15 protein-coding genes are annotated in these 18,792 nt (G+C 65.0%); 10 read left to right on the forward strand and 5 right to left on the reverse strand.

Going from position 1 to position 18,792, the window contains the following annotated elements; translation table 11 throughout:
• The first annotated feature begins 37 nt into the window (after positions 1–37).
• The 3 genes from ET21_RS0116355 (at position 38) to ET21_RS0116365 (ending at position 2,412) form a co-directional block, all read left to right on the forward strand.
• Positions 38–883, forward strand: a complete 846-nt coding sequence (locus tag ET21_RS0116355; protein WP_021239379.1) for a MoxR family ATPase — start codon at positions 38–40, stop codon at positions 881–883.
• Between the two features lie 10 nt (positions 884–893).
• Positions 894–1,307: a GFA family protein gene (locus ET21_RS0116360; RefSeq protein WP_030540523.1), complete on the forward strand. Its 414-nt coding sequence runs from the start codon at positions 894–896 to the stop codon at positions 1,305–1,307.
• An 82-nt stretch (positions 1,308–1,389) separates the two neighbouring features.
• Positions 1,390–2,412 carry a hypothetical protein gene (locus ET21_RS0116365; protein ID WP_030540524.1) on the forward strand — a complete coding sequence of 341 codons (1,023 nt, stop codon included), beginning with the start codon at positions 1,390–1,392 and terminating at the stop codon, positions 2,410–2,412.
• Between the two features lie 18 nt (positions 2,413–2,430).
• Here ET21_RS0116365 and ET21_RS0116370 read toward each other — a convergent pair whose 3' ends face one another.
• Positions 2,431–3,795, reverse strand: a complete 1,365-nt coding sequence (locus tag ET21_RS0116370; RefSeq protein WP_030540525.1) for a methyl-accepting chemotaxis protein — start codon at positions 3,793–3,795, stop codon at positions 2,431–2,433.
• A 141-nt stretch (positions 3,796–3,936) separates the two neighbouring features.
• Here ET21_RS0116370 and ET21_RS0116375 point away from each other — a divergent pair, with 141 nt between their 5' ends.
• Positions 3,937–5,112, forward strand: coding sequence for a VWA domain-containing protein (locus ET21_RS0116375; RefSeq protein ID WP_030540526.1), 1,176 nt, complete (start codon positions 3,937–3,939; stop codon positions 5,110–5,112).
• A 3-nt stretch (positions 5,113–5,115) separates the two neighbouring features.
• Here ET21_RS0116375 and ET21_RS0116380 read toward each other — a convergent pair whose 3' ends face one another.
• Positions 5,116–6,204 (reverse strand): anhydro-N-acetylmuramic acid kinase, encoded by a 1,089-nt coding sequence (locus ET21_RS0116380; protein ID WP_030540527.1) that lies wholly within the window; start codon positions 6,202–6,204, stop codon positions 5,116–5,118.
• Between the two features lie 119 nt (positions 6,205–6,323).
• On the opposite strand from ET21_RS0116380, the gene tyrS reads away from it, so the two are divergent.
• Together tyrS and ET21_RS0116395 are read left to right on the forward strand one after the other, a co-directional pair.
• Positions 6,324–7,541, forward strand: a complete 1,218-nt coding sequence (gene tyrS, locus ET21_RS0116390; RefSeq protein WP_030540528.1) for a tyrosine--tRNA ligase — start codon at positions 6,324–6,326, stop codon at positions 7,539–7,541.
• A 75-nt stretch (positions 7,542–7,616) separates the two neighbouring features.
• Positions 7,617–7,970, forward strand: a complete 354-nt coding sequence (locus tag ET21_RS0116395; RefSeq protein ID WP_030540529.1) for a PilZ domain-containing protein — start codon at positions 7,617–7,619, stop codon at positions 7,968–7,970.
• Here ET21_RS0116395 and ET21_RS0116400 read toward each other — a convergent pair.
• Together ET21_RS0116400 and recG are read right to left on the reverse strand one after the other, a co-directional pair.
• Entirely contained in the window at positions 7,942–9,021 is a 1,080-nt protein-coding gene (locus ET21_RS0116400) for a mechanosensitive ion channel family protein (protein WP_030540530.1), read from the reverse strand. The genes ET21_RS0116395 and ET21_RS0116400 overlap by 29 nt on opposite strands.
• 155 nt (positions 9,022–9,176) lie before the next feature.
• Positions 9,177–11,240, reverse strand: coding sequence for an ATP-dependent DNA helicase RecG (gene recG, locus ET21_RS0116405; protein ID WP_030540531.1), 2,064 nt, complete (start codon positions 11,238–11,240; stop codon positions 9,177–9,179).
• Positions 11,241–11,447: 207 nt separating this feature from the next.
• Here recG and ET21_RS0116410 point away from each other — a divergent pair, with 207 nt between their 5' ends.
• The 4 genes from ET21_RS0116410 to ET21_RS0116425 all read left to right on the forward strand — a co-directional run bounded on the left by ET21_RS0116410 (position 11,448) and on the right by ET21_RS0116425 (position 16,509).
• Positions 11,448–11,717 carry a succinate dehydrogenase assembly factor 2 gene (locus ET21_RS0116410; protein WP_021239368.1) on the forward strand — a complete coding sequence of 90 codons (270 nt, stop codon included), beginning with the start codon at positions 11,448–11,450 and terminating at the stop codon, positions 11,715–11,717.
• A 72-nt stretch (positions 11,718–11,789) separates the two neighbouring features.
• Positions 11,790–15,263: a transcription-repair coupling factor gene (gene mfd / locus ET21_RS0116415; protein ID WP_030540532.1), complete on the forward strand. Its 3,474-nt coding sequence runs from the start codon at positions 11,790–11,792 to the stop codon at positions 15,261–15,263.
• 117 nt (positions 15,264–15,380) lie between these two features.
• Positions 15,381–15,791: a hypothetical protein gene (locus ET21_RS0116420; protein WP_021239366.1), complete on the forward strand. Its 411-nt coding sequence runs from the start codon at positions 15,381–15,383 to the stop codon at positions 15,789–15,791.
• A gap of 25 nt (positions 15,792–15,816) precedes the next feature.
• Entirely contained in the window at positions 15,817–16,509 is a 693-nt protein-coding gene (locus ET21_RS0116425) for a TorF family putative porin (protein ID WP_051585418.1), read from the forward strand.
• Between the two features lie 211 nt (positions 16,510–16,720).
• Here ET21_RS0116425 and ET21_RS0116430 read toward each other — a convergent pair whose 3' ends face one another.
• Positions 16,721–18,739, reverse strand: coding sequence for a bifunctional diguanylate cyclase/phosphodiesterase (locus ET21_RS0116430; RefSeq protein WP_030540534.1), 2,019 nt, complete (start codon positions 18,737–18,739; stop codon positions 16,721–16,723).
• Between the last annotated feature and the right edge of the window lie 53 nt (positions 18,740–18,792).

Raw genomic sequence — 18,792 nt, forward strand, 5'->3', positions numbered from 1 at the left:
CCTAGGTCGGTAGCGAACAGGAAAAGCGGACGAGCCGATGCGATTTGAAGGTACGGAAGATTATGTCGCGACCGATGATCTGAAGGTCGCCGTCAATGCAGCGGTGCTGCTGCGCCGCCCCCTGCTGGTGAAAGGCGAACCGGGCACGGGCAAGACGGTGCTGGCGCAGGAAATCGCCAAGGCGCTGAACGCTCCGCTGATCGAATGGAACGTCAAGTCCACGACCAAGGCGCATCAGGGCCTGTATGAATATGACGCCGTAGCCCGCCTGCGCGATGGACAGCTAGGCGATCCGCGCGTCCATGACATCAGCAATTATATCCGCAAGGGCAAGCTGTGGGAGGCCTTCACCTCCCCCACCCTGCCGGTGCTGCTGATCGACGAGATCGACAAGGCGGACATCGAATTTCCCAACGACCTGTTGCAGGAACTCGATCGCATGGCGTTCCACGTCTATGAGACGGGTGAGACGGTCGCGGCGAAGGAGCGGCCGGTTGTCGTGATCACGTCGAACAATGAAAAGGAACTGCCCGACGCCTTCCTGCGCCGCTGCTTCTTCCACTATATCAAATTTCCCGATCGCGAGACGATGCAGGCGATCATCGACGTCCACTTTCCCGGCATTCAGAAGATATTGGTCAGCCGCGCGCTGGAGATTTTCTACGAGATACGCGAGGTGCCGGGCCTCAAGAAAAAGCCTTCGACCAGCGAATTGCTCGACTGGCTGAAACTGATCCTGGCCGAGGACATGCCGCTGGAGGTGTTGCAGGATCGTGATCCAGCCAAAGCGATCCCGCCGCTTCACGGCGCGCTGTTGAAGAATGAGCAGGACATCATGATGTTCGAGCGGCTGGCCTTCATGGCGCGGCGGCAGGGCAGGTAGGAGACGGCCGATGGCGCATGGAGCGGGTTGCTTATGCGGTGCGGTCCGCATCAGCATCGATGCGGAACCGATGGCGGCGCGCATGTGCTGGTGCCGCCTGTGCCAATATCTGGGCGGCGGAACGGGAACCGTCAACGTCTGCTTCCCGGCGGACAAGGTCGATACGCAGGGCGAGGTCCGCTGGCATGAGAGCGTGGCGGACAGCGGCAACAGGATGCGGCGCGGATTTTGCCCGCAATGCGGAACCCCGCTGTTCAGCCTTGCCGAATCGCGGCCGCATCTGCTGTTCATCCGGGCCGGGGCGCTGGACGATCCGGGGCTGATAGGGCCGCAAGCGGTGATCTGGACCAGTACGGCCCCCGATTGGGCGCATATCGATCCTGATCTGCCCCATTATCCGGCCCAAATTCCTCCGGTATCCTGACAAGCCCTTGCGGTGGCGCTGAATCCGCGTCATCCTGCCTTTTCCATTCAAGGCCGCGCGAAGACGGTCTGGATCAGGAAGGATGCCAGTGCGACTCCATGCATTGCCCATGATCTCGGCCGTTCTGGCCTTGACCCTGCCCGCCGCTGCGCGCGCGGACGAAACTGCGCTTGTTCAGGAGGCGTGGACCGCCACCGGCGATATGCTGCGCGCGGGCGCGGCGGGGATCAGCGCGCCTCAACAGGCGGGCGGCCTTTCGCTTTCCAAGAGCGGGGAAGCGTCCAACGGCGGCAGCGGCATCGACAATTATGCCCAATATCTCTCGCAGGACGGCGCGATCCAGGCGACGCTCTACATCTATCTGCCAAGCTATGCCGACGCTTCGCTGGCGGCCTACATGACCGACAAGGCGATCATGAGCCGTTTCGGTGCGAAGACGCGCCGCACGGCCTATGACACGGTGCGCGTTGGCGGGCGCGATGGCGGAGCGATCAGGGCGGTATATGAAGATGCGGCCGATGGCGCGCTGACCACGGCTGCGGCTTTCGTGCATGCGGGCCGCTGGCTGGCGAAGATTCGCGTGACGGGCCCGGCGGAGCGCCAGCGCGAGGTGCTGGCCGGGCTTGACGGCATGTTGTCCTCCCTGCGCTTTGACGATGCGGCGTCGATCCATTCGACCAGGGCGGTGAGCTATGCCGATTGCGCCGACAGCGCATCCGCACGGGCGGCGGGCGCGGACGATTTGGCGTTGAAGCCGGAAGGCGGCGCGGCCCTGTGCGTTCGCAGCCGCATCGAAACGGCGGACGGTTCCTACGAGATGTTGCAGGCGCAGGGCGTCAAGGATGGCCCCGTCATCATCCCGGCCGATGACATGGGCACAGTGCTGGCCTTTGACCGGACGGCCAGCGGCCGGGGTTACCGGCTGTCGATCCATTCGGTTGGCCGCACCGATTTCTACGGCACCTACGCACGGCTGCCCGGCGCGCAGCAGATTGCCGCCATGCTGAACGGCAAGGACCCGCAAATCGCACAGGCCAGCAGCACCGCCGATTATGCCGCCAACGGCAAGGTCACGGTGCGCCATGCGCAGGACAAGGCGAACTGATCGCGGCAGGCCCGCGCGTCAGATCAGATAGCCGACCTCGTAAAGGCCCCAGCGCCTGCCGCGAAAGCTGAGCGGCACGAAGACGCTGCGCAGCGCCCGGTAGCGCCCCTCGCCCAGATCCTGCCGGTAGGTGAAGAGGAAGAAGTCGCCCTCTCCGTTCAGCGCCCGGCGGGTCTGGCTGTCCATGAAAATCTGGCGGTTGCGCGAATGTTCGATGTTCCAGCGGGGCTGGCCCGGCCGCTGCGGCAGGCTGCGCACGCTGATGTGGGTGGGCAGATAGCCATTGATGTCGATGAGGCAGCACCCCACGATCGCATCGTCCTGCGCCGTTCTGCGGTCAAGGATCGGCTGAATCACCCGGTCGGCAAAGGCGCAGAAGCCATTTTCATATTGCGCGGGATCGGACCCGGCAATGGGGCGGTATTCCGTGTCGAACAGGGCGGCGGCGGTCAGTTGCCCGGCCTCCAGCGCCTGAGCGATCAGCCGCTGAACCTCCTCCGCCCCCTCTTCCGCGAAGGCGATGTAGCGGCTGTTGCGGGTGGGCCGCCCGGCATGGGCCGCAGCGTTCAGCATGTCGTTGGCCATGCCTTCCAGCGTTTCAAGCTGTCCGCGCGCCGTTTCCACGCGAGAGGCGCTTTCGATCGCCGATCCGCTGAAGGTCGCAAGGCCCTGACGCAGCGCCGCGACATCGACGTCGGCCGCATCGGTGCAGGACATGATCGCGTCCGACCGTTCGCCAAATTGCGCGACAAGGGACGCGATCTCCACCACCGCCTCGCTCAACATATCGATATGGGTGCTGACGCCACGGCCGCGCACGATGTTCGCCTCCACCCCGCTGATCAGGCTGCGGGCATCGCGGTCGAGCTGGCCGAGCTTGTCGCCGACCGTCGCGGCCGCATCGCCCGCCTGCCCGGCGAGGCGGCGGATTTCCTCCGCGACGACGGCAAAGCCTTGGGTCGCTTCGCCCCCGCGCGCCGCTTCGATCGCGGCGTTGACGCCCAGCAGGCGGGTCTGCCGCGCGATGCCCGCAAGCTGTTCGGATATGCCGCCCACAGCCTCGATCACGTCCAGGAACTGGCGCAGATGGCCTTCAAGGCCCGTGACATGCTCGACAAGGCCGCTGAGTTCCGTCAGCGCGGTCGTTACGGCTTCATGCCCGTCGGCGATGATGTGCCCGGCGCGCCGTGCCGTCAGGCCGAGTTCCTGCGCCGCCGCGACGCTTTCATTCTGGCTGGCCGCAAGCGTTTCCATGGTGGATTGCAGTTGGGACAGACGGGCCGAGTCTTCCCGGATGCGCACGGTCAGCTCACCGAGGAACCCTGCCGTTTCGCTGCATTGCAACGCGAGGTCGCCAGACCGTTCCCCCAGCCCGACCAGCAAATCATCGTTACCCAATGAACATTGTCCCCATTAACTGGATGGATAGTGCCGCCTTTACGATGCAATGCAATATTTTTTACACAATGTGTCCTCCCGGCCGTGCTTGCATCCTGCCTCCGCCTGTCGGACAAGGGGCGCGTCATGATGCTCAACTTCCTAGACGCGCTCCGCACCGCCGGTATCCCTGCCGGGATCAAGGAGCACCTGCTCCTGCTGGAGGCGCTGGACCGCGACGTGATCGCGTGGAAGCCGGAGGAATTCTATTATCTCGCCCGCGCCACCTATGTGAAGGATGAAGGGCTGCTGGACCGCTTCGATCAGGTCTTCGCCCGCGTGTTCAAAGGCGTTCTGGGCGGCGAAGAGGTCAAAGCGGACATACCGGAAGAATGGCTGCGGCTGGTCGCGGAAAAATATCTCAGTCCGGAGGAAATGGAGAAGATCCAGTCGCTGGGGTCCTGGGACGAGATCATGGAGACGCTCAAGAAGCGGCTGGAGGAGCAGAAGGAACGCCATCAGGGCGGCAGCAAGTGGATCGGCACCGGCGGCACATCACCCTTCGGCCATGGCGGCTACAACCCGGAAGGCGTGCGGATCGGCGGGGAAAGCCGGCACAAGCGCGCGATCAAGGTGTGGGAAAAGCGCGAGTTCCAGAATCTGGACAATGACAAGGAACTGGGCACGCGCAACATCAAGGTGGCGCTGCGCCGCCTGCGCCGCTTCGCCAGGGAGGGCGCGGCGAGCGAACTGGACCTGGACGAAACCATCCGCGGCACGGCACGGCAGGGCTGGCTCGACATCCGCATGCGGCCGGAGCGGCATAATGCGGTGAAGCTGCTGCTGTTCTTCGACGTCGGCGGATCGATGGACCCGTTCATCAGCCTGTGCGAGGAACTGTTTTCCGCCGCGACCAGCGAATTCAAGAATATGGAATTCTTCTACTTCCACAATTGCCTGTACGAAGGCGTGTGGAAGGACAATCGCCGCCGCTTTTCAGAGCGCATTCCCACCTGGGACATACTGCACAAATATGGGCATGACTATAAGGTCATACTGGTCGGCGACGCGAGCATGAGCCCCTATGAGATCGTGCATCCGGGCGGATCGGTCGAGCATATGAACGATGAGGCGGGCTCCGTGTGGATGAGCCGGCTGCTGCATACCTATCCCGCCGCCGTGTGGCTCAATCCGCTTCCCCGCGCGCACTGGGACTATAGCCAGTCGACCCGGATGATCCGCGAGATCATGAGCGATCGCATGTATCCGCTGACCATCGAGGGCATCGATGCCGCCATGCGGGAACTGACCCGTAAGCGCTGATCGTCAGGCGGGGGGAAAGAGCACGCCGCCTGCCATCTCGCGCGGCGCTCCGGTGGTGCCGGGAAAGCTGATCGGCAGGCCCTTGAGGTGCCGTACCGCCATATAGGCAAAGCCCTGCGCCTCCAGCGCGTCGCCGTCCCAGCCAAGATCGTCCACCGGCCGCACGTCCACGCCGGTCCGTTCGCCGAGCATCGCCATGAGGGTGGCGTTATGGCGCCCTCCCCCCGCGACATAGATGCGCCGGGGCTTTTCGGGCAGATGCTCCAGCCCGCGCGCCACGGCGGCGGCGGAAAAGGCGGTGAGCGTGGCCGCGCCGTCCTCCAGACCGAGCCCGCGCACGGCGTCGATGGAAAAAGCCTCCCGGTCGATGCTCTTGGGCGGGGCGAGAGCGAACCAGGGATCGGCCAGCATCTCGCCAAGCAGGGCTTCGTCCACCTGCCCGCGCGCCGCGATCTGCCCGCCGGTGTCGAAGGCGGCGGCGCTATGCGTCTGCATCCAATTGTCGATAAGGCCGCTCGCCATGCCGGTGTCGAAGGCGATCAGCGATCCGTCCGGCCCGACCGCCGTCACATTGGCGACGCCGCCAAGGTTCAGGATGGCGACGGGCTTGGGCAGGGCTTGGGCAAGCGCGCGGTGATAGACCGGCAGCAAGGGCGCGCCCTGCCCCCCCGCCCGCACGTCGGCGCTGCGCAGGTCGCCGACGACCGGGATGCCGAACGCGCCAGCCAGCGCCGGGCCATCGCCGATCTGCCACGTCCATCCCCATTCCGGGCGGTGGGCGACGGTATGTCCATGAAAGCCGATGACGGAGATATCCTGCGCCACATGCCCGCTGCGGCCGAGCAGGTCCGCCACGGCATCGACATGCAACGCCGTCAATTCCTCTTCCGCCGCATGGATCAGCGGCTCGAACCCCGGCTTTTCCATGGCCATGGCACGCTGGCACGCTTCGGTCAGGCGCAGGCGGAAGCCGTCACCATAGGCCTTTGCATGAAAGGCGGCGGGCGTGACCCGCCCCTGGCCGTCCGTCTCGATCAGCGCCGCGTCGATGCCGTCGCGCGATGTGCCCGACATGAGGCCGATTGCCAGCATGGATTGGCTGTTGGTCAAGGTTTCGTCCTTCCGCTCACTCCTGCTCTGTGGGGCGGAATGGATCCTGAAACAAGTTCAGGATGACGGGTAAAGATGACAATGCTAGAGGGCGCGGCGTTATGACCAGCTATCAATCCGACCTGCTCCGCCTGCTTGAGACGCGCGGCTATATCCACCAGTTGACCGACGCGGAGGGGCTAGATGCCCTGGCCGCCAGGCAGATCGTGCCGGGCTATATCGGCTTCGACCCGACCGCACCGTCGCTGCATGTCGGGCATCTGGTGTCGATCATGATGCTGCGCCAGTTGCAGAAGGCCGGGCACAAGCCGATCGTCCTGATGGGCGGGGGAACCGGCAAGATTGGCGATCCGAGCTTCAAGGATGAAGCGCGCAAGCTGCTGACGACCGATCTGATCGCGCAGAATGTGGCGAGCATCAAGCGCGTGTTCGAACGATTCCTGACCTTTGGCGACGGTCCTACCGATGCCATCATGCTGGACAATGCCGAATGGCTGGACCGTTTGGAATATATCCCGTTCCTGCGGGATATCGGCCAGCATTTCTCGGTCAACCGGATGCTGAGCTTCGACTCCGTGAAGCTGCGGCTGGACCGGGAACAGTCGCTGAGCTTCCTTGAGTTCAATTACATGATCCTCCAGGCCTATGATTTCCTGGAACTGTCGCGCCGGTCGGGATGCCGGTTGCAGATGGGCGGATCGGACCAGTGGGGCAATATCGTGAACGGCGTCGAACTCGCCCGGCGCGTGGACGGCACGCAGGTGTTCGGCCTGACCACGCCGCTGCTGACCAATGCGGACGGCACGAAGATGGGCAAGACCGTGGGCGGCGCCGTGTGGCTGAACGAGGATCAGCTTTCCAGCTACGACTATTGGCAATTCTGGCGGAACACGGCGGATGCCGATGTGGCGAACAGGCTGCGGCTGTTCACCGACCTGCCCATGGATGAGGTCGAGCGTCTGGCCGCGCTTCAAGGCGCGGAGATCAACGAGGCGAAGAAGATCCTCGCCAATGAGGCGACGGCGCTGTGCCGGGGCGCCGAAGCGGCCGCCGCCGCATCCGAGACGGCGCGCAGGACGTTCGAGGAAGGCGCGTCGGACGCCAACCTGCCCACGGTCAGCATCGGCATGGACGGGCTGAACGTCGTTCAGGGCACGACCGCGCTGGGCTTTGCCGCGTCCAACAAGGAAGTGCGGCGCAAGCTGGCCGAGGGCGCGATCCGCGTGAATGGCGAGGTGGTGAGCGATCCTGCGATGGCGTTGAAGCCCGGCGACAAGCTGAGCTTTGGCGCAAAGAAACATGGGTTAGTAACCGCCTGAAAAATAAGGGGGTTAATCAGCGATCAACCATGGCGGGTAAGAAAGGGATGATCTTCCTTACCATAAGCTGCGCCCATGTCTTCGGTGCTCGCAAACCTGGCCCATGTCGCTAAATCCCGCGATCCTTCCATCGATCAACGGCGCGTGCCCCGCGTCCTGGTCGACATGGTCAGCCATATAAACTTCAACGGCCGCTCTTATGGAGCGCGAATCATCAACATATCGCCGCTGGGCCTGATGTGCAGGACAGAGGGAGAATTGCTGATCGGGCAGCATGTGTCCGTGTGGCTGCCGATCGTCAGGGATATGCAGGCCGAGGTCCGCTGGGCCGAGGACAAGCGGATCGGCATGGAGTTCCGCCAGCCCATCGAGCCGCGCCTGTACGACGCCATGCTGTCGCTCATCCCGCCACGGCAGACGGCGTGGTGAAGCCATCGGCGGCCTCGATCCGCTGACGCGACCTGACCAGCGCCTCGGGCATTTCCGTTCGCAGGAAGTGCAGCATCTCCTCCCGCACCTCGCAGCGCAGGTCGAAGGCGATGCCTGCATTGCGCGCGCTCAGCAGCCCGCGCAGTTCCAGCGCGTCGGCGCGATGATCGGTCACCTGCAATATGGCGACGCGCCCGTCCCAGCGCGCATTGGCCTTCACCGCTTCGACGAAGCGGGCGCGGATGCGTTCGACATCGGCCGAAGGATCGACATAGAGGAAGACGGTGCCGAGCAGGTCGGACGTCTTCGTGGTCCAGTTCTGGAACGGCTTTTCGAGGAAATAGGAGACAGGCACGACCATGCGCCGGTCGTCCCAGATGCGCACCACCACATAGGTGAGCTTGATATCCTCTATCCGGCCCCATTCCCCTTCCACGATCACAACGTCATCCAGGCGGATCGGCTCTGAAAAGGCCATCTGGATACCCGCGATCAGATTCTTGAGCGCGGGCTGGGCCGCCGCGCCGACCGCAAGCCCTGCAAGACCCGCCGACGCCATCAGCGTGACGCCCACCGTGCGTACGCCCGGAATCATGATCAGCATCAAGGAGACGATGAGGAAGCCGATGATGAATTGCGCCACGCGATAGAGGATGCGGATGCGGGTATGCTGGCGGCGGGCCTTCAGATTATCCTCGACGCTGATGTCGCTGCGCCGTTCGAGCAGGACGCGAAAGGCGCGCATCAGGGCGAAGATGAGCCAGCCCATCAGCAGGATGAAGACCATCCCCGAACCGATCGTCCAGATGGATTCGACGCGGTCGCTGAATTTCAGCGGCTGGACCCCGGCGGCGAGCGCCATCAGCACGACGAGCCAGCGGGTCGGGTGATAGATGGCGGGCAGGATCACCGGATCGAGCTTCATCCGCCGCGCGATCCGGCTGGCTATCCAATAGGCAAGCCAGTGCAGCAGGAAGGCGGCGGCGACCGAAATGCCGATCGAGATCGCCGCCATGGGCGTGATATGGTGCAGGCTGATGTCGGATTGCATGTGTTGGCCAACGACAGGGCGGCAGGATTGTTTCGCGGTTGCAGCATGATCGTGAGATAAGCCGTGTTGCTGCGTAGGCGAGGACCCGGTTTCTGCCGTTCCATAGATATGCTGCCGTTCGGATTGGGTTCCTGCCTTCGCGGGATGACGGCGTACTAGCCGCTGCGGAGCAGGCCGACGGCGGCGTCCCGTTCGAACAGATAGAGGCAGATGCGCGCCGCCTGTCCCCTCGCCTCGCTGAGGCCACCGTCGCGGTCGATCAGGAGATGCGCGTCGTCGCGCGCCGGGTCGAGCAAGGCGGAGAGATGTTCCGGCGTGGCGATCTTCAACTGCTGCTCGCCCGATTGCTTCGTGCCCAATATCTCGCCCGCCCCGCGCAGCCGCAGATCTTCCTCGGCTATGCGGAAGCCGTCATTGGTTTCCCGCATCAGGGCCAGACGGGCGCGGCTGGTTTCGCTGAGCGCGCCGCCGCGAAGGAGGATGCAGACGCTATGGTTCTGCCCCCGCCCCACCCGGCCCCGTAGCTGGTGAAGCTGCGCCAGGCCAAAACGGTCGGCGCCTTCGATGATGATGAGGTTGCTGTTGGGCACATCGACGCCGACCTCGATCACGGTCGTGGCTACGAGGATTTTCGTGCGGGCTGAGGCAAAGGCCTCCATCGCGGCGTCCTTTTCCGGGCCCTTCATGCGGCCATGGATAAGGCCGACGAGTTCGCCGAACCGAATTCGTAGTAATTCCGCGCGGGCTTCGGCGGCGGCCTGATCACTGGTTTCGCTTTCCTCCACCAGCGGGCAGACCCAATAGGCCTGTCCGCCGCCTTCGACATGGCGGGCGAGCGCTTCGACCACTTCGTCGAGGCGGTTGGCGGACATGACCACGGTCTGGATCGGCTGGCGGCCGGGCGGCATCTCGTCGAGGCGCGAGACGTCCATCTCGCCATAATAGGTCAGCGTCAGCGTGCGCGGGATAGGCGTGGCGGTCATCACCAGCAGGTGCGGCGTGCGTTCGGCCTTGGCCGCGAGCATCATGCGCTGGGCGACGCCGAAGCGATGCTGTTCGTCGATCACCGCGAGGGCGAGATCCTTGTAGCGAACGGCTTCCTGAAAGATGGCGTGGGTGCCGACGAGTATGTCGATGCTGCCGTCCGCCAGCCCCATGAGGGTGGACTCGCGTGTCTTGCCCTTTTCCCGGCCGGTCAGGATGGCGATGGAGACCGGCAGGCCCGACGCCATCTTGCGCAGCGTTTCATAATGCTGGCGAGCGAGGATTTCGGTGGGGGCGAGGAGCGCGCCCTGAGCGCCTGCCTCGACCGTGTTGAGCAGCGCCATGAGCGCGACCAGCGTCTTACCCGATCCGACATCGCCTTGCAGCAGGCGGAGCATCGGGACAGGCTGGGCCATGTCGCCTTCAATCTCTCCGAAGGCGCGGCGCTGGGCCCCGGTGGGAGCGAAGGGGAGTTTGAGCATGGCGCGAAGGCGGCCATCTCCGGCGATGGGGACGCCCCGGCGCTTGCGGGAGGATTGGCGGACCAGCATCAGGGCAAGTTGACCGGCGAAAATTTCATCATAGGCAAGCCGCTCGCGCGCCTTCGCATCGCTGGGATCGGCATGGATGCGGGCAAGCGCCTCCCGCCATGCAGGCCAGCCCTTGCGGCCGAGCAGGCTGGGTTCGATCCATTCGGGAAGGTCGGGAGCACGGGCCAGCGACTGGCTGACCAGATCGCGCAGGCGGTTGTTGGTCAGGCCCTCCGACAGCCCATAGACCGGCTCGCGCGCGGGGATGGTGGCGGCTTCCTCCGGCGGGAGAACATAGTCCGGGTGGACGATCTGAAGCGCGTCGCCATAGGCCTCCAGCTTGCCGGAGATGAATTTGGGCTCGTTCAGCGGCAGCAGCTTGCGGGGCCAGGCGCTGTTCTTGCCGAAATAAACAAGGGTGACTGTATTGCCGTGCCTGTCCTGCGCGATCACGCGGAAAGGCGCGCGGGCGCTGCCGGAGGCGCGATAGTCGGTGGGTGTCAGGGTGATGCCGATGACGCGGCCGGAGTCGCTCTGGGCAAGATCATCCACCATATGGCGGTCGATGAAGCTGACCGGCAAATGGAAGGCGACATCGATGGCGCGGGCAAGGCCGAGGCGCTCCAACGGCTTGGCCAGCGCGGGGCCAACGCCCTTGAGCGCTTCGATTTCGGCGAAGAGTGGGTTGAGGATATCCGGGCGCATGTCTATCTGGCGGTGTCTAGCCCAGCCGGGACGATGCGCAAACATCCGATCGGCTAAATTCCTGTGCCCGTCCTCTACCGCCGTTCGTGCTGAGTAGGGGCTGAGCGAAACCGAAGTCCCGTATCGAAGCAATGGGCGCGCATGCTCCTTCGATACGCCACTCCGGCAGGCTCAGTGGCTACTCAGGACGAACGGAGAGTAGTGAAGATGAACGAAGATCCTCGCATCCGCCGCCTGCAATTCCGGGCATGGCATCGCGGCATCAAGGAAGCGGATCTGGCCGTGGGGGGCTTTTTCGACCGCTATCATGCCGAATGGGGGCAAGAGGAGATCGACTGGTTCGAGCGGTTTATCGAGGAGCAGGATGCCGACATCATGGCCTGGGCGCTGGGCACGCTGCCATTGCCGGACGAATGGCGCGGGCCGATGTGGGACAGGTTCGTGAAGATGGATTTCGTGGAGATCGGGAGGAAGTGAGACCATCCCGCTTGCCTTAGCCTTCGCTCAGGCGGGCACTTCGACAAGCTAGTGCGAACGGATGTTGTTAGTTTGACCGACCTTCAGAAAATCCTCAATGCTTCCGCCCCCGTCACCCTGTCGGGCGTGCCAGCGGGGTTCCAGCCCTGGCTGCTGGCGGACATCGCACGCGCGGCGCCTTCGCGCGCCCTCTTCGTCGCGCCGGACGAGCAGCTTATGCGCGCGGTGGCGGATACGGCGCATTATTTCGCGCCGGAGATCGAGATTGTCGAGATTCCCGCCTGGGACTGCCTGCCCTATGACCGGGCCAGTCCTTCGCTGCGGACGGCTTCGGCGCGGCTGGCGGGGCTCTATGCGCTGCAAGGGAAGCCCAAGGGGCCGCAGCTAGTCCTCACCACCGTCAACGCGCTGACGCAACGGACGCTGACGCCGTTCCGCGTGCGGCAATTGGTGGCGAAGCTCGCGCCCAAGGAGCGGATCGCGATCTCGCGGCTGGCGGAGATGTTGCAGGCCAATGGCTATGTGCGAACCGATACCGTGCATGACCGGGGCGAATTCGCCATTCGCGGGGGCATCGTCGATCTGTTTCCCGGCGGCGAGGAACAGCCGCTGCGGCTCGATTTCTTCGGGGATGAAATTGAGACGGTGCGGCGGTTCGATCCGGCCGACCAGCGGACCAGCGGGAGCGTCGAGGGGTTCACGCTGCTCCCGGCTTCCGAGGCGCTGCTGGACGAGGAGACGATCAAGCGTTTCCGGGGCCGCTATCGCGAGACGTTCGGGGCGACGGCGACGGGCGATCCGCTTTATCAGGCGGTGAGCGACGGGCGGCGGCTGGCGGGGATGGAGCATTGGCTGCCGCTGTTCGAGGAACGGCTGGTGCCGATGACCGAGCATCTGGGCGATGACACCGTGGTCGTGCTGGATCATGGCGTGGCGGGCGCGGCCGAGGCGCGGTTCGAAGCGATCCGCGACTATCATGCCAACCGGGTGCAGGCGAAATCGTCCGATCCGGGGGCATATCGGCCCCTGGAGCCCAAGGCGCTCTATCTGGACGCGGAGGAATGGGATGCGGCGGTGCGCGAATGGCCGATGCACGCGACCACGCCCTTTCATGAGCCGGAAAGCGCCACCGTCCTTGATTTCGAAGTCGATGGGCCGCGTGATTTCGCGCCGGAGCGGGCGCAGAACGCCAATGTCTATGAGGCGGTGAGCAAGCATATCGCCGCGCTCCAGCGGGCGAAGAAGAAGGTGGTCATCGCCAGCTATTCCGGGGGTGCGCGGGAGCGGCTTTCGGGACTGCTGATCGACCATGGGCTGAAGCGGGTCGCGGCGGCGGATAGCTGGCAGGAGGCGCTGGGGATCGCTGCGGGAGGCAGCACGGTGCTGACGGTGTTGCCGCTGGACCATGGCTTCACCGCGCCCGATGTGGCGGTGCTGACCGAGCAGGACATGCTGGGCGACCGGCTGGTGCGCCGGGCCAAGCGCAAGAAGAGTTCGGATGCTTTTCTGGCCGAACTGGCGACGCTCTCGCCGGGCGATCTGGTCGTGCATATGGACCATGGCATCGGCCGTTATGAGGGGCTGACGCAAATACCGGTCGCCAAGGCGGCGCATGATTGCGTGGCGCTGGAATATGCGGGCGGCGACAAGCTCTATGTGCCGGTGGAGAATCTGGAGGTTCTTTCCCGCTACGGGTCCGACAGCGAGGGGGTGAGCCTCGACAAGCTGGGCGGCGAGGCGTGGCAGCGGCGCAAGGCGCGGATGAAGGAGCGCATCCGCGAGATCGCGGGTGAGTTGCTCAAGACGGCGGCGGAACGCGCGCTGCGGGCGGCTACGGTCGCGGAGCCGGACAGCGCGGGCTATCCGGCATTCGTGGATCGCTTCCCCTATCAGGAGACGGAGGATCAGGACCGCGCCATCACAGACGTGATCGAGGATCTGGGCGCGGGGCGGCCGATGGACCGGCTGGTGTGCGGCGATGTCGGCTTCGGCAAGACAGAGGTCGCCCTGCGCGCGGCCTTCGTCGCAGCCATGGCGGGGATGCAGGTGGTGGTGATCTGCCCCACTACCCTGCTCGCCCGGCAGCATCATATGAATTTCGAGGAGCGGTTCCGCGGCTTTCCGGTGAATATCGGGCGCCTGTCGCGGCTGGTGCCTGACAGGGAAGCCAAAGCCGTGAAGGCAGGGCTGGCCGATGGCACCATCGATATCGTGGTGGGGACCCATGCGCTGCTGGCCAAGGGCCTTGAGTTCAAGCGGCTGGGGCTCGTCATCGTGGACGAGGAACAGCGGTTCGGGGTGACGCACAAGGAGCGGCTGAAATCTCTCAAGACCGATGTTCATGTGCTGACGCTGACGGCGACGCCGATCCCGCGCACCTTGCAGATGGCGATGTCAGGGCTGCGCGAATTGTCGGTCATTCAGACGCCTCCGGTCGATCGTCTGGCGGTGCGGACCTACATCATGCCATGGGACGGGGTGGTGATCCGCGAGGCGCTGCTGCGCGAACATTATCGCGGCGGGCAGAGCTTCTTCGTCGTGCCGCGCATCGCCGACCTGACTGAGGTCGAGGAATATCTGCGCACCGAAGTGCCGGAGGTGAAGCCGATCGTCGCCCACGGCCAGATGAGCGCTACCGAGGTCGAGGAACGCATGTCGGCCTTTTACGACAAGCGCTATGACGTGCTGCTGTCGACTACGATCGTTGAAAGCGGGCTGGATATCCCATCGGCCAACACGCTGATCATCCATCGCGCAGACCGTTTCGGACTGGCGCAACTTTACCAGCTTCGGGGGCGCGTCGGCCGGTCGAAGACCCGAGCCTATGCCTATTTCACCACGCCCGCCAACCGGGTGATCACCGAAACGGCGGAAAAGCGGCTCAAAGTGCTGTCCGATCTGGATACGCTGGGCGCTGGCTTTCAGCTTGCGAGCCATGACCTGGATATTCGCGGCGCGGGCAATCTGGTGGGCGACGAGCAATCGGGCCATATCAAGGAGGTCGGCTTCGAACTGTACCAGTCGATGCTGGAGGACGCGATACTGGAAGCCAAGGCTGGCGGCGCGGGGCTGGAAAAGCGGGAAAGCTTCTCTCCGCAGATCAGTGTGGATGCGCCGATCCTGATCCCGGAAGATTATGTGCCCGATCTCGACCTGCGCATGGGGCTTTATCGCCGCCTGAACGAGGTCGAGGACCGGCAGGGGCTGGAAGCCTTTGCCGCCGAACTGATCGACCGTTTCGGCAAGCTGCCCGCGCCGACGCAGAACCTGTTCAAGGTGATCGAGATCAAGCAGAATTGCGTGAAGGCCAACATTTCCAAGATCGATGTGGGGCCCAAGGGCGCGCTAGTCAGCTTTTTCGAGGACCGTTTCCCCGCGCCGGAGGGGCTGATCGCCTATATCCAGCGGCTGAACGGCGTGGCGCGGCTGCGCCCGGACAGCAAGGTCGTGGTGAACCGCGCCTGGGCCGATCCCGCCGCGCGGCTGAACGGCGCCCTGCAATTGTCGAAGGGGCTGGCGAAGGCCGCTGGTCAGGAGAACGCCTGAAGGATTTCCAAAGGCAGCACCCTTTGTCGCCTGTCAGCAAAGTAGCAGCAACAGTCGCTATCTAAATTCCATGCCGATGACCGGGCATGAAAGCCCGGCATCGAGCAGGAGAATGACATGAGTGTAACCCTCATCGCGATGGCGGCCGCGGCTGCCACCCATAATGTGCAGATCGACCATGGCGGTAAGCCGGTGCAGGTGACCTACTCCGCTCGGACGGAATATGTCACGAAGACCGTGGGCGCGAAAACGCCCAACCGCATGAGCACCCAGCGGTGCCAGTGGACCGCGAAGGTCATGGTGGACCGTTCGCTCAACCAGGGCCCGGCGCTGGCGCGCACGGTTTCCAGCGACAAGCGCTATTCGGGCAGCGAGCATGGCGCCTGCATCGGCGGCAGCCGCGCGGCCGAACGCCATATGGCGCAGCATCAGGCGGAAATCCGCGACCATGTGATCGCGGTTGCCGAACGGGATCGCGGTCCGCTATTGGCCGAACTCGATGCTGTCCGAAATCTTGCCTCGAACTGAGTTGCGCCTTGCGCTGGCGGCCGGGATGACCTTGGCCGCCAGCGCCTCCCCTGCCCTCGCGCAATATGCCGGGGGCGTTTCCGGATCGATCGAAGTTGCGACCGATGAGCGGCGGCGGGGCCTGAGCTGGAGCGAGGGCGACCCGGTGCTGCGCGGGTCCGTTTCCGTTCCCGTGAGCGAAGGGCTGAGCCTTGATGGCACGGCGGTCTCGCTCTGGGGCAGCGACCGGCATGGCGGCGCCGATGCGGTGATCGATCTTGGGCCAAGCTATGTACGGCAGCTTGGCGGCTGGCGGCTGTCTGCCGAGGCGCGCTATCATCTGTTCCCCGGCGCATCGGACCAGGGCTATGGCGAGATTGGCGGCGGCGCCGGCTTCCTGCTTGGCCCGGCGAGCGTCGACCTGTTCGCCAGCTACGCCCCGCGCCAATCGGCGATCGGCGGCGACAACCTCTATCTCTCCGCTTCCGCCATGGCCGGGGTGCCGGGCACGCCATTCACCGTTTCGGCGCGCGTGGGACGATCGTCAGGCGATGTCCGCGACCCGTTGCGGGCGGCACGCCTGCGCCCTGATGGCGCTTATTGGGACTATGGTTTCGGGGTCGATTACCTCCAGGGACGCTGGTCGGCGGGCCTGCGTTACGCCGACAGCGGCATAGAAGGTCCGGGCAGCCGCCATGCTGGCCCCAGCCTGATCGGACGGCTGGCGCTGAACCTTTGACGTTGGGTCGAGCGGCGGGACTTCAAAACCCTTCGGCTGCCTGCTTGCAGCAGGCGCTCAGGATAGGGCTTCGACAAGCTCAGCCCGAACGGTGGGGGGGATTTCCGAACGGATGGGATTTACGAACGGACGGGTTTTACGAACGGACTGGTTTTTTCGAAAGCTGCGGGATTTTCCACGGGATGGGCGATTTCCGCTCATCGCATGATCTTCACGACTGCGACGCGAGCCTGACCAACTCGTCCGACGACACTCCGGCCGAACGCAGGAAACCCTGATAATAATCGCAGCCTTCGCGGGCGAGCAGTTCCAGCTGCTGCTGGGTTTCCACCCCTTCCGCTATCACATGCAGGCCCAGCGACTTTGCCATATGGATGACGCCCCGCACGATGATGCGGTCGCGGGAAGTGCCCGCAATGTCCTGCGCAAGGCCACTGTCGATTTTCAGATAATCGAGCGGCAGGCTCTTGAGATACGCAAGGCTGGAATAGCCGGTGCCGAAATCGTCCACGGCAACCGCCAGCCCTTCGGCGCGGAGCGCGGTCAGCAGCGTCGTGGCCGCCTCCACATCCTCGATCAGTCCGCTTTCGGTGATCTCCACCGTCAGGCGGGACCGGGGAAAGCCGCTGCTGTCCACCAGGCTGAGGAAACGCGCCATGAAGCCGGGCTGTGCGATGTCCTCCGCCGTGACGTTGATGGACAGGCGAAGGGCGCCGAGCGCGGGCGGCCAGGCCGATGCCAGCCGCAGCGCCTCCGCCTGGATATGGGCCGACAGCGGGAGCATGTAGTCGGACCGCTCCGCCGCCGCGAACAGCATGCCCGCGCCGAGCGGCCCATATTGCGGATGGTTCCAGCGCGCCAGCGCCTCGACCCCCACCATCGCGTCCCCGGCGACGGGATATTGCGGCTGAAAGAGGATGGCGATCTCCCCCCGGTGCAGCGCCAGCCGCAGATCGGTTTCCAACTGCTCCGCATCCACCTGACGGCTGCGCTTTTCGGCGGAAAAGATGCGGATGCCCTCCCCGCCGCCCTGACGCGCGTCGGCCAGCGCAGTTCCGGCCCGGCGCAGCAGTTGGGTGGCGTCGTCCTGCGCGCGTGACTGTGCGATGCCGCAGCGCGCCGTGAGCCGGATGAGATGGTCGCCCGCGCTGAAAGGACGGCCCACCGCGCCGATCAACTGGCGCGCGAGGAAGGTAGCGCGGTCGCTGGCCGCAGCCTCCCCGGTCAGGCCGATCAGGAATTCGGTTCCCGCGATCCGCGCGACGATCGCCCCATCGGCGACCTCGGCCGCGATCCGCTCTATCCGGCGGGCGATACGGCCCAGCAATGCGTCGCCGACCAGCGGGCCATAGGCCGCATTCATCCTGTCAAACTGGCTGATGGACAGCAGCAGGACCGTGGTCGCCATGCCCGTGCGCTGCTCCAGCCAATCGACCGCCGCCTGACGGGATCGCAGCCCGGTCAGTTCATCCCGCTCGACCGTGTCGGGCGCATGCGCGCCGGTCAGCCATTCGACGTCAGCGGCCACGATGCCATCGGACTTGCGCAGATGATGGACCAGCCGGTCCTCGCCTCCGCCCGGCGCGGCATGGGCGAAGGATTCGACGCGGCCGCTGCGCATCATCGCCCGGAGCGCGGCCATGATCGACCGGCGTTCCGGCCGGGGCAGGCAGCGGATGAAGGCGGCCGGGCTGATCATCTGCCGGTCGAGGCCAAGATGGCGCGCCAGATTGTCGCTGAGCTTGATCTCACGCCCGTTCGCATCCATTTCCCAGAACAGGGCGTCGCCGCGGCGGATGCGCTGGGCGCGCTGGCTGGACGATGCTCCGCCCCCCAGGCGCTCGACCAGCCGCTGCGCCGAGGCGAGGACCGCGCGAAGCTCCTCCGGCGAAAATGGCGCGGCGAGATAATGGGTCGCCCCCGCCTCCAGCAGAGCGGGCACGCCGCCGATCTGACTGCGGTCCACCAGCACGATCAACGCGCCTCCCCCCGCATTCACGGCGGCAACGATGGGCGCAAGGGCCGCGCCGTCCCCATCGGCGGGTCCGCGCATGTCCACCAGCGCGACCTGCGCATCGCTGTGCATCAGGCGGCGGGCGGCGTCGCTCGCCCGCCGCGCGGCAATGACGCGCCAGCCCGCCTGCCTCACCGCAAGGGACAGGCCGTCACGATCGCCGGGAGAAAGGATGAAGAGACTGCGCTGCCCATCGGCTGCACTATGGCCGCTCACACATGATACTCCCTGGAGCGGCACGCCGCCACATTGCCCTGGCGCATCGATAC

The sequence above is a fragment of the Sphingobium sp. DC-2 genome, assembly GCF_000722555.1.
Classification (GTDB): Bacteria; Pseudomonadota; Alphaproteobacteria; order Sphingomonadales; family Sphingomonadaceae; genus Sphingobium; species Sphingobium quisquiliarum.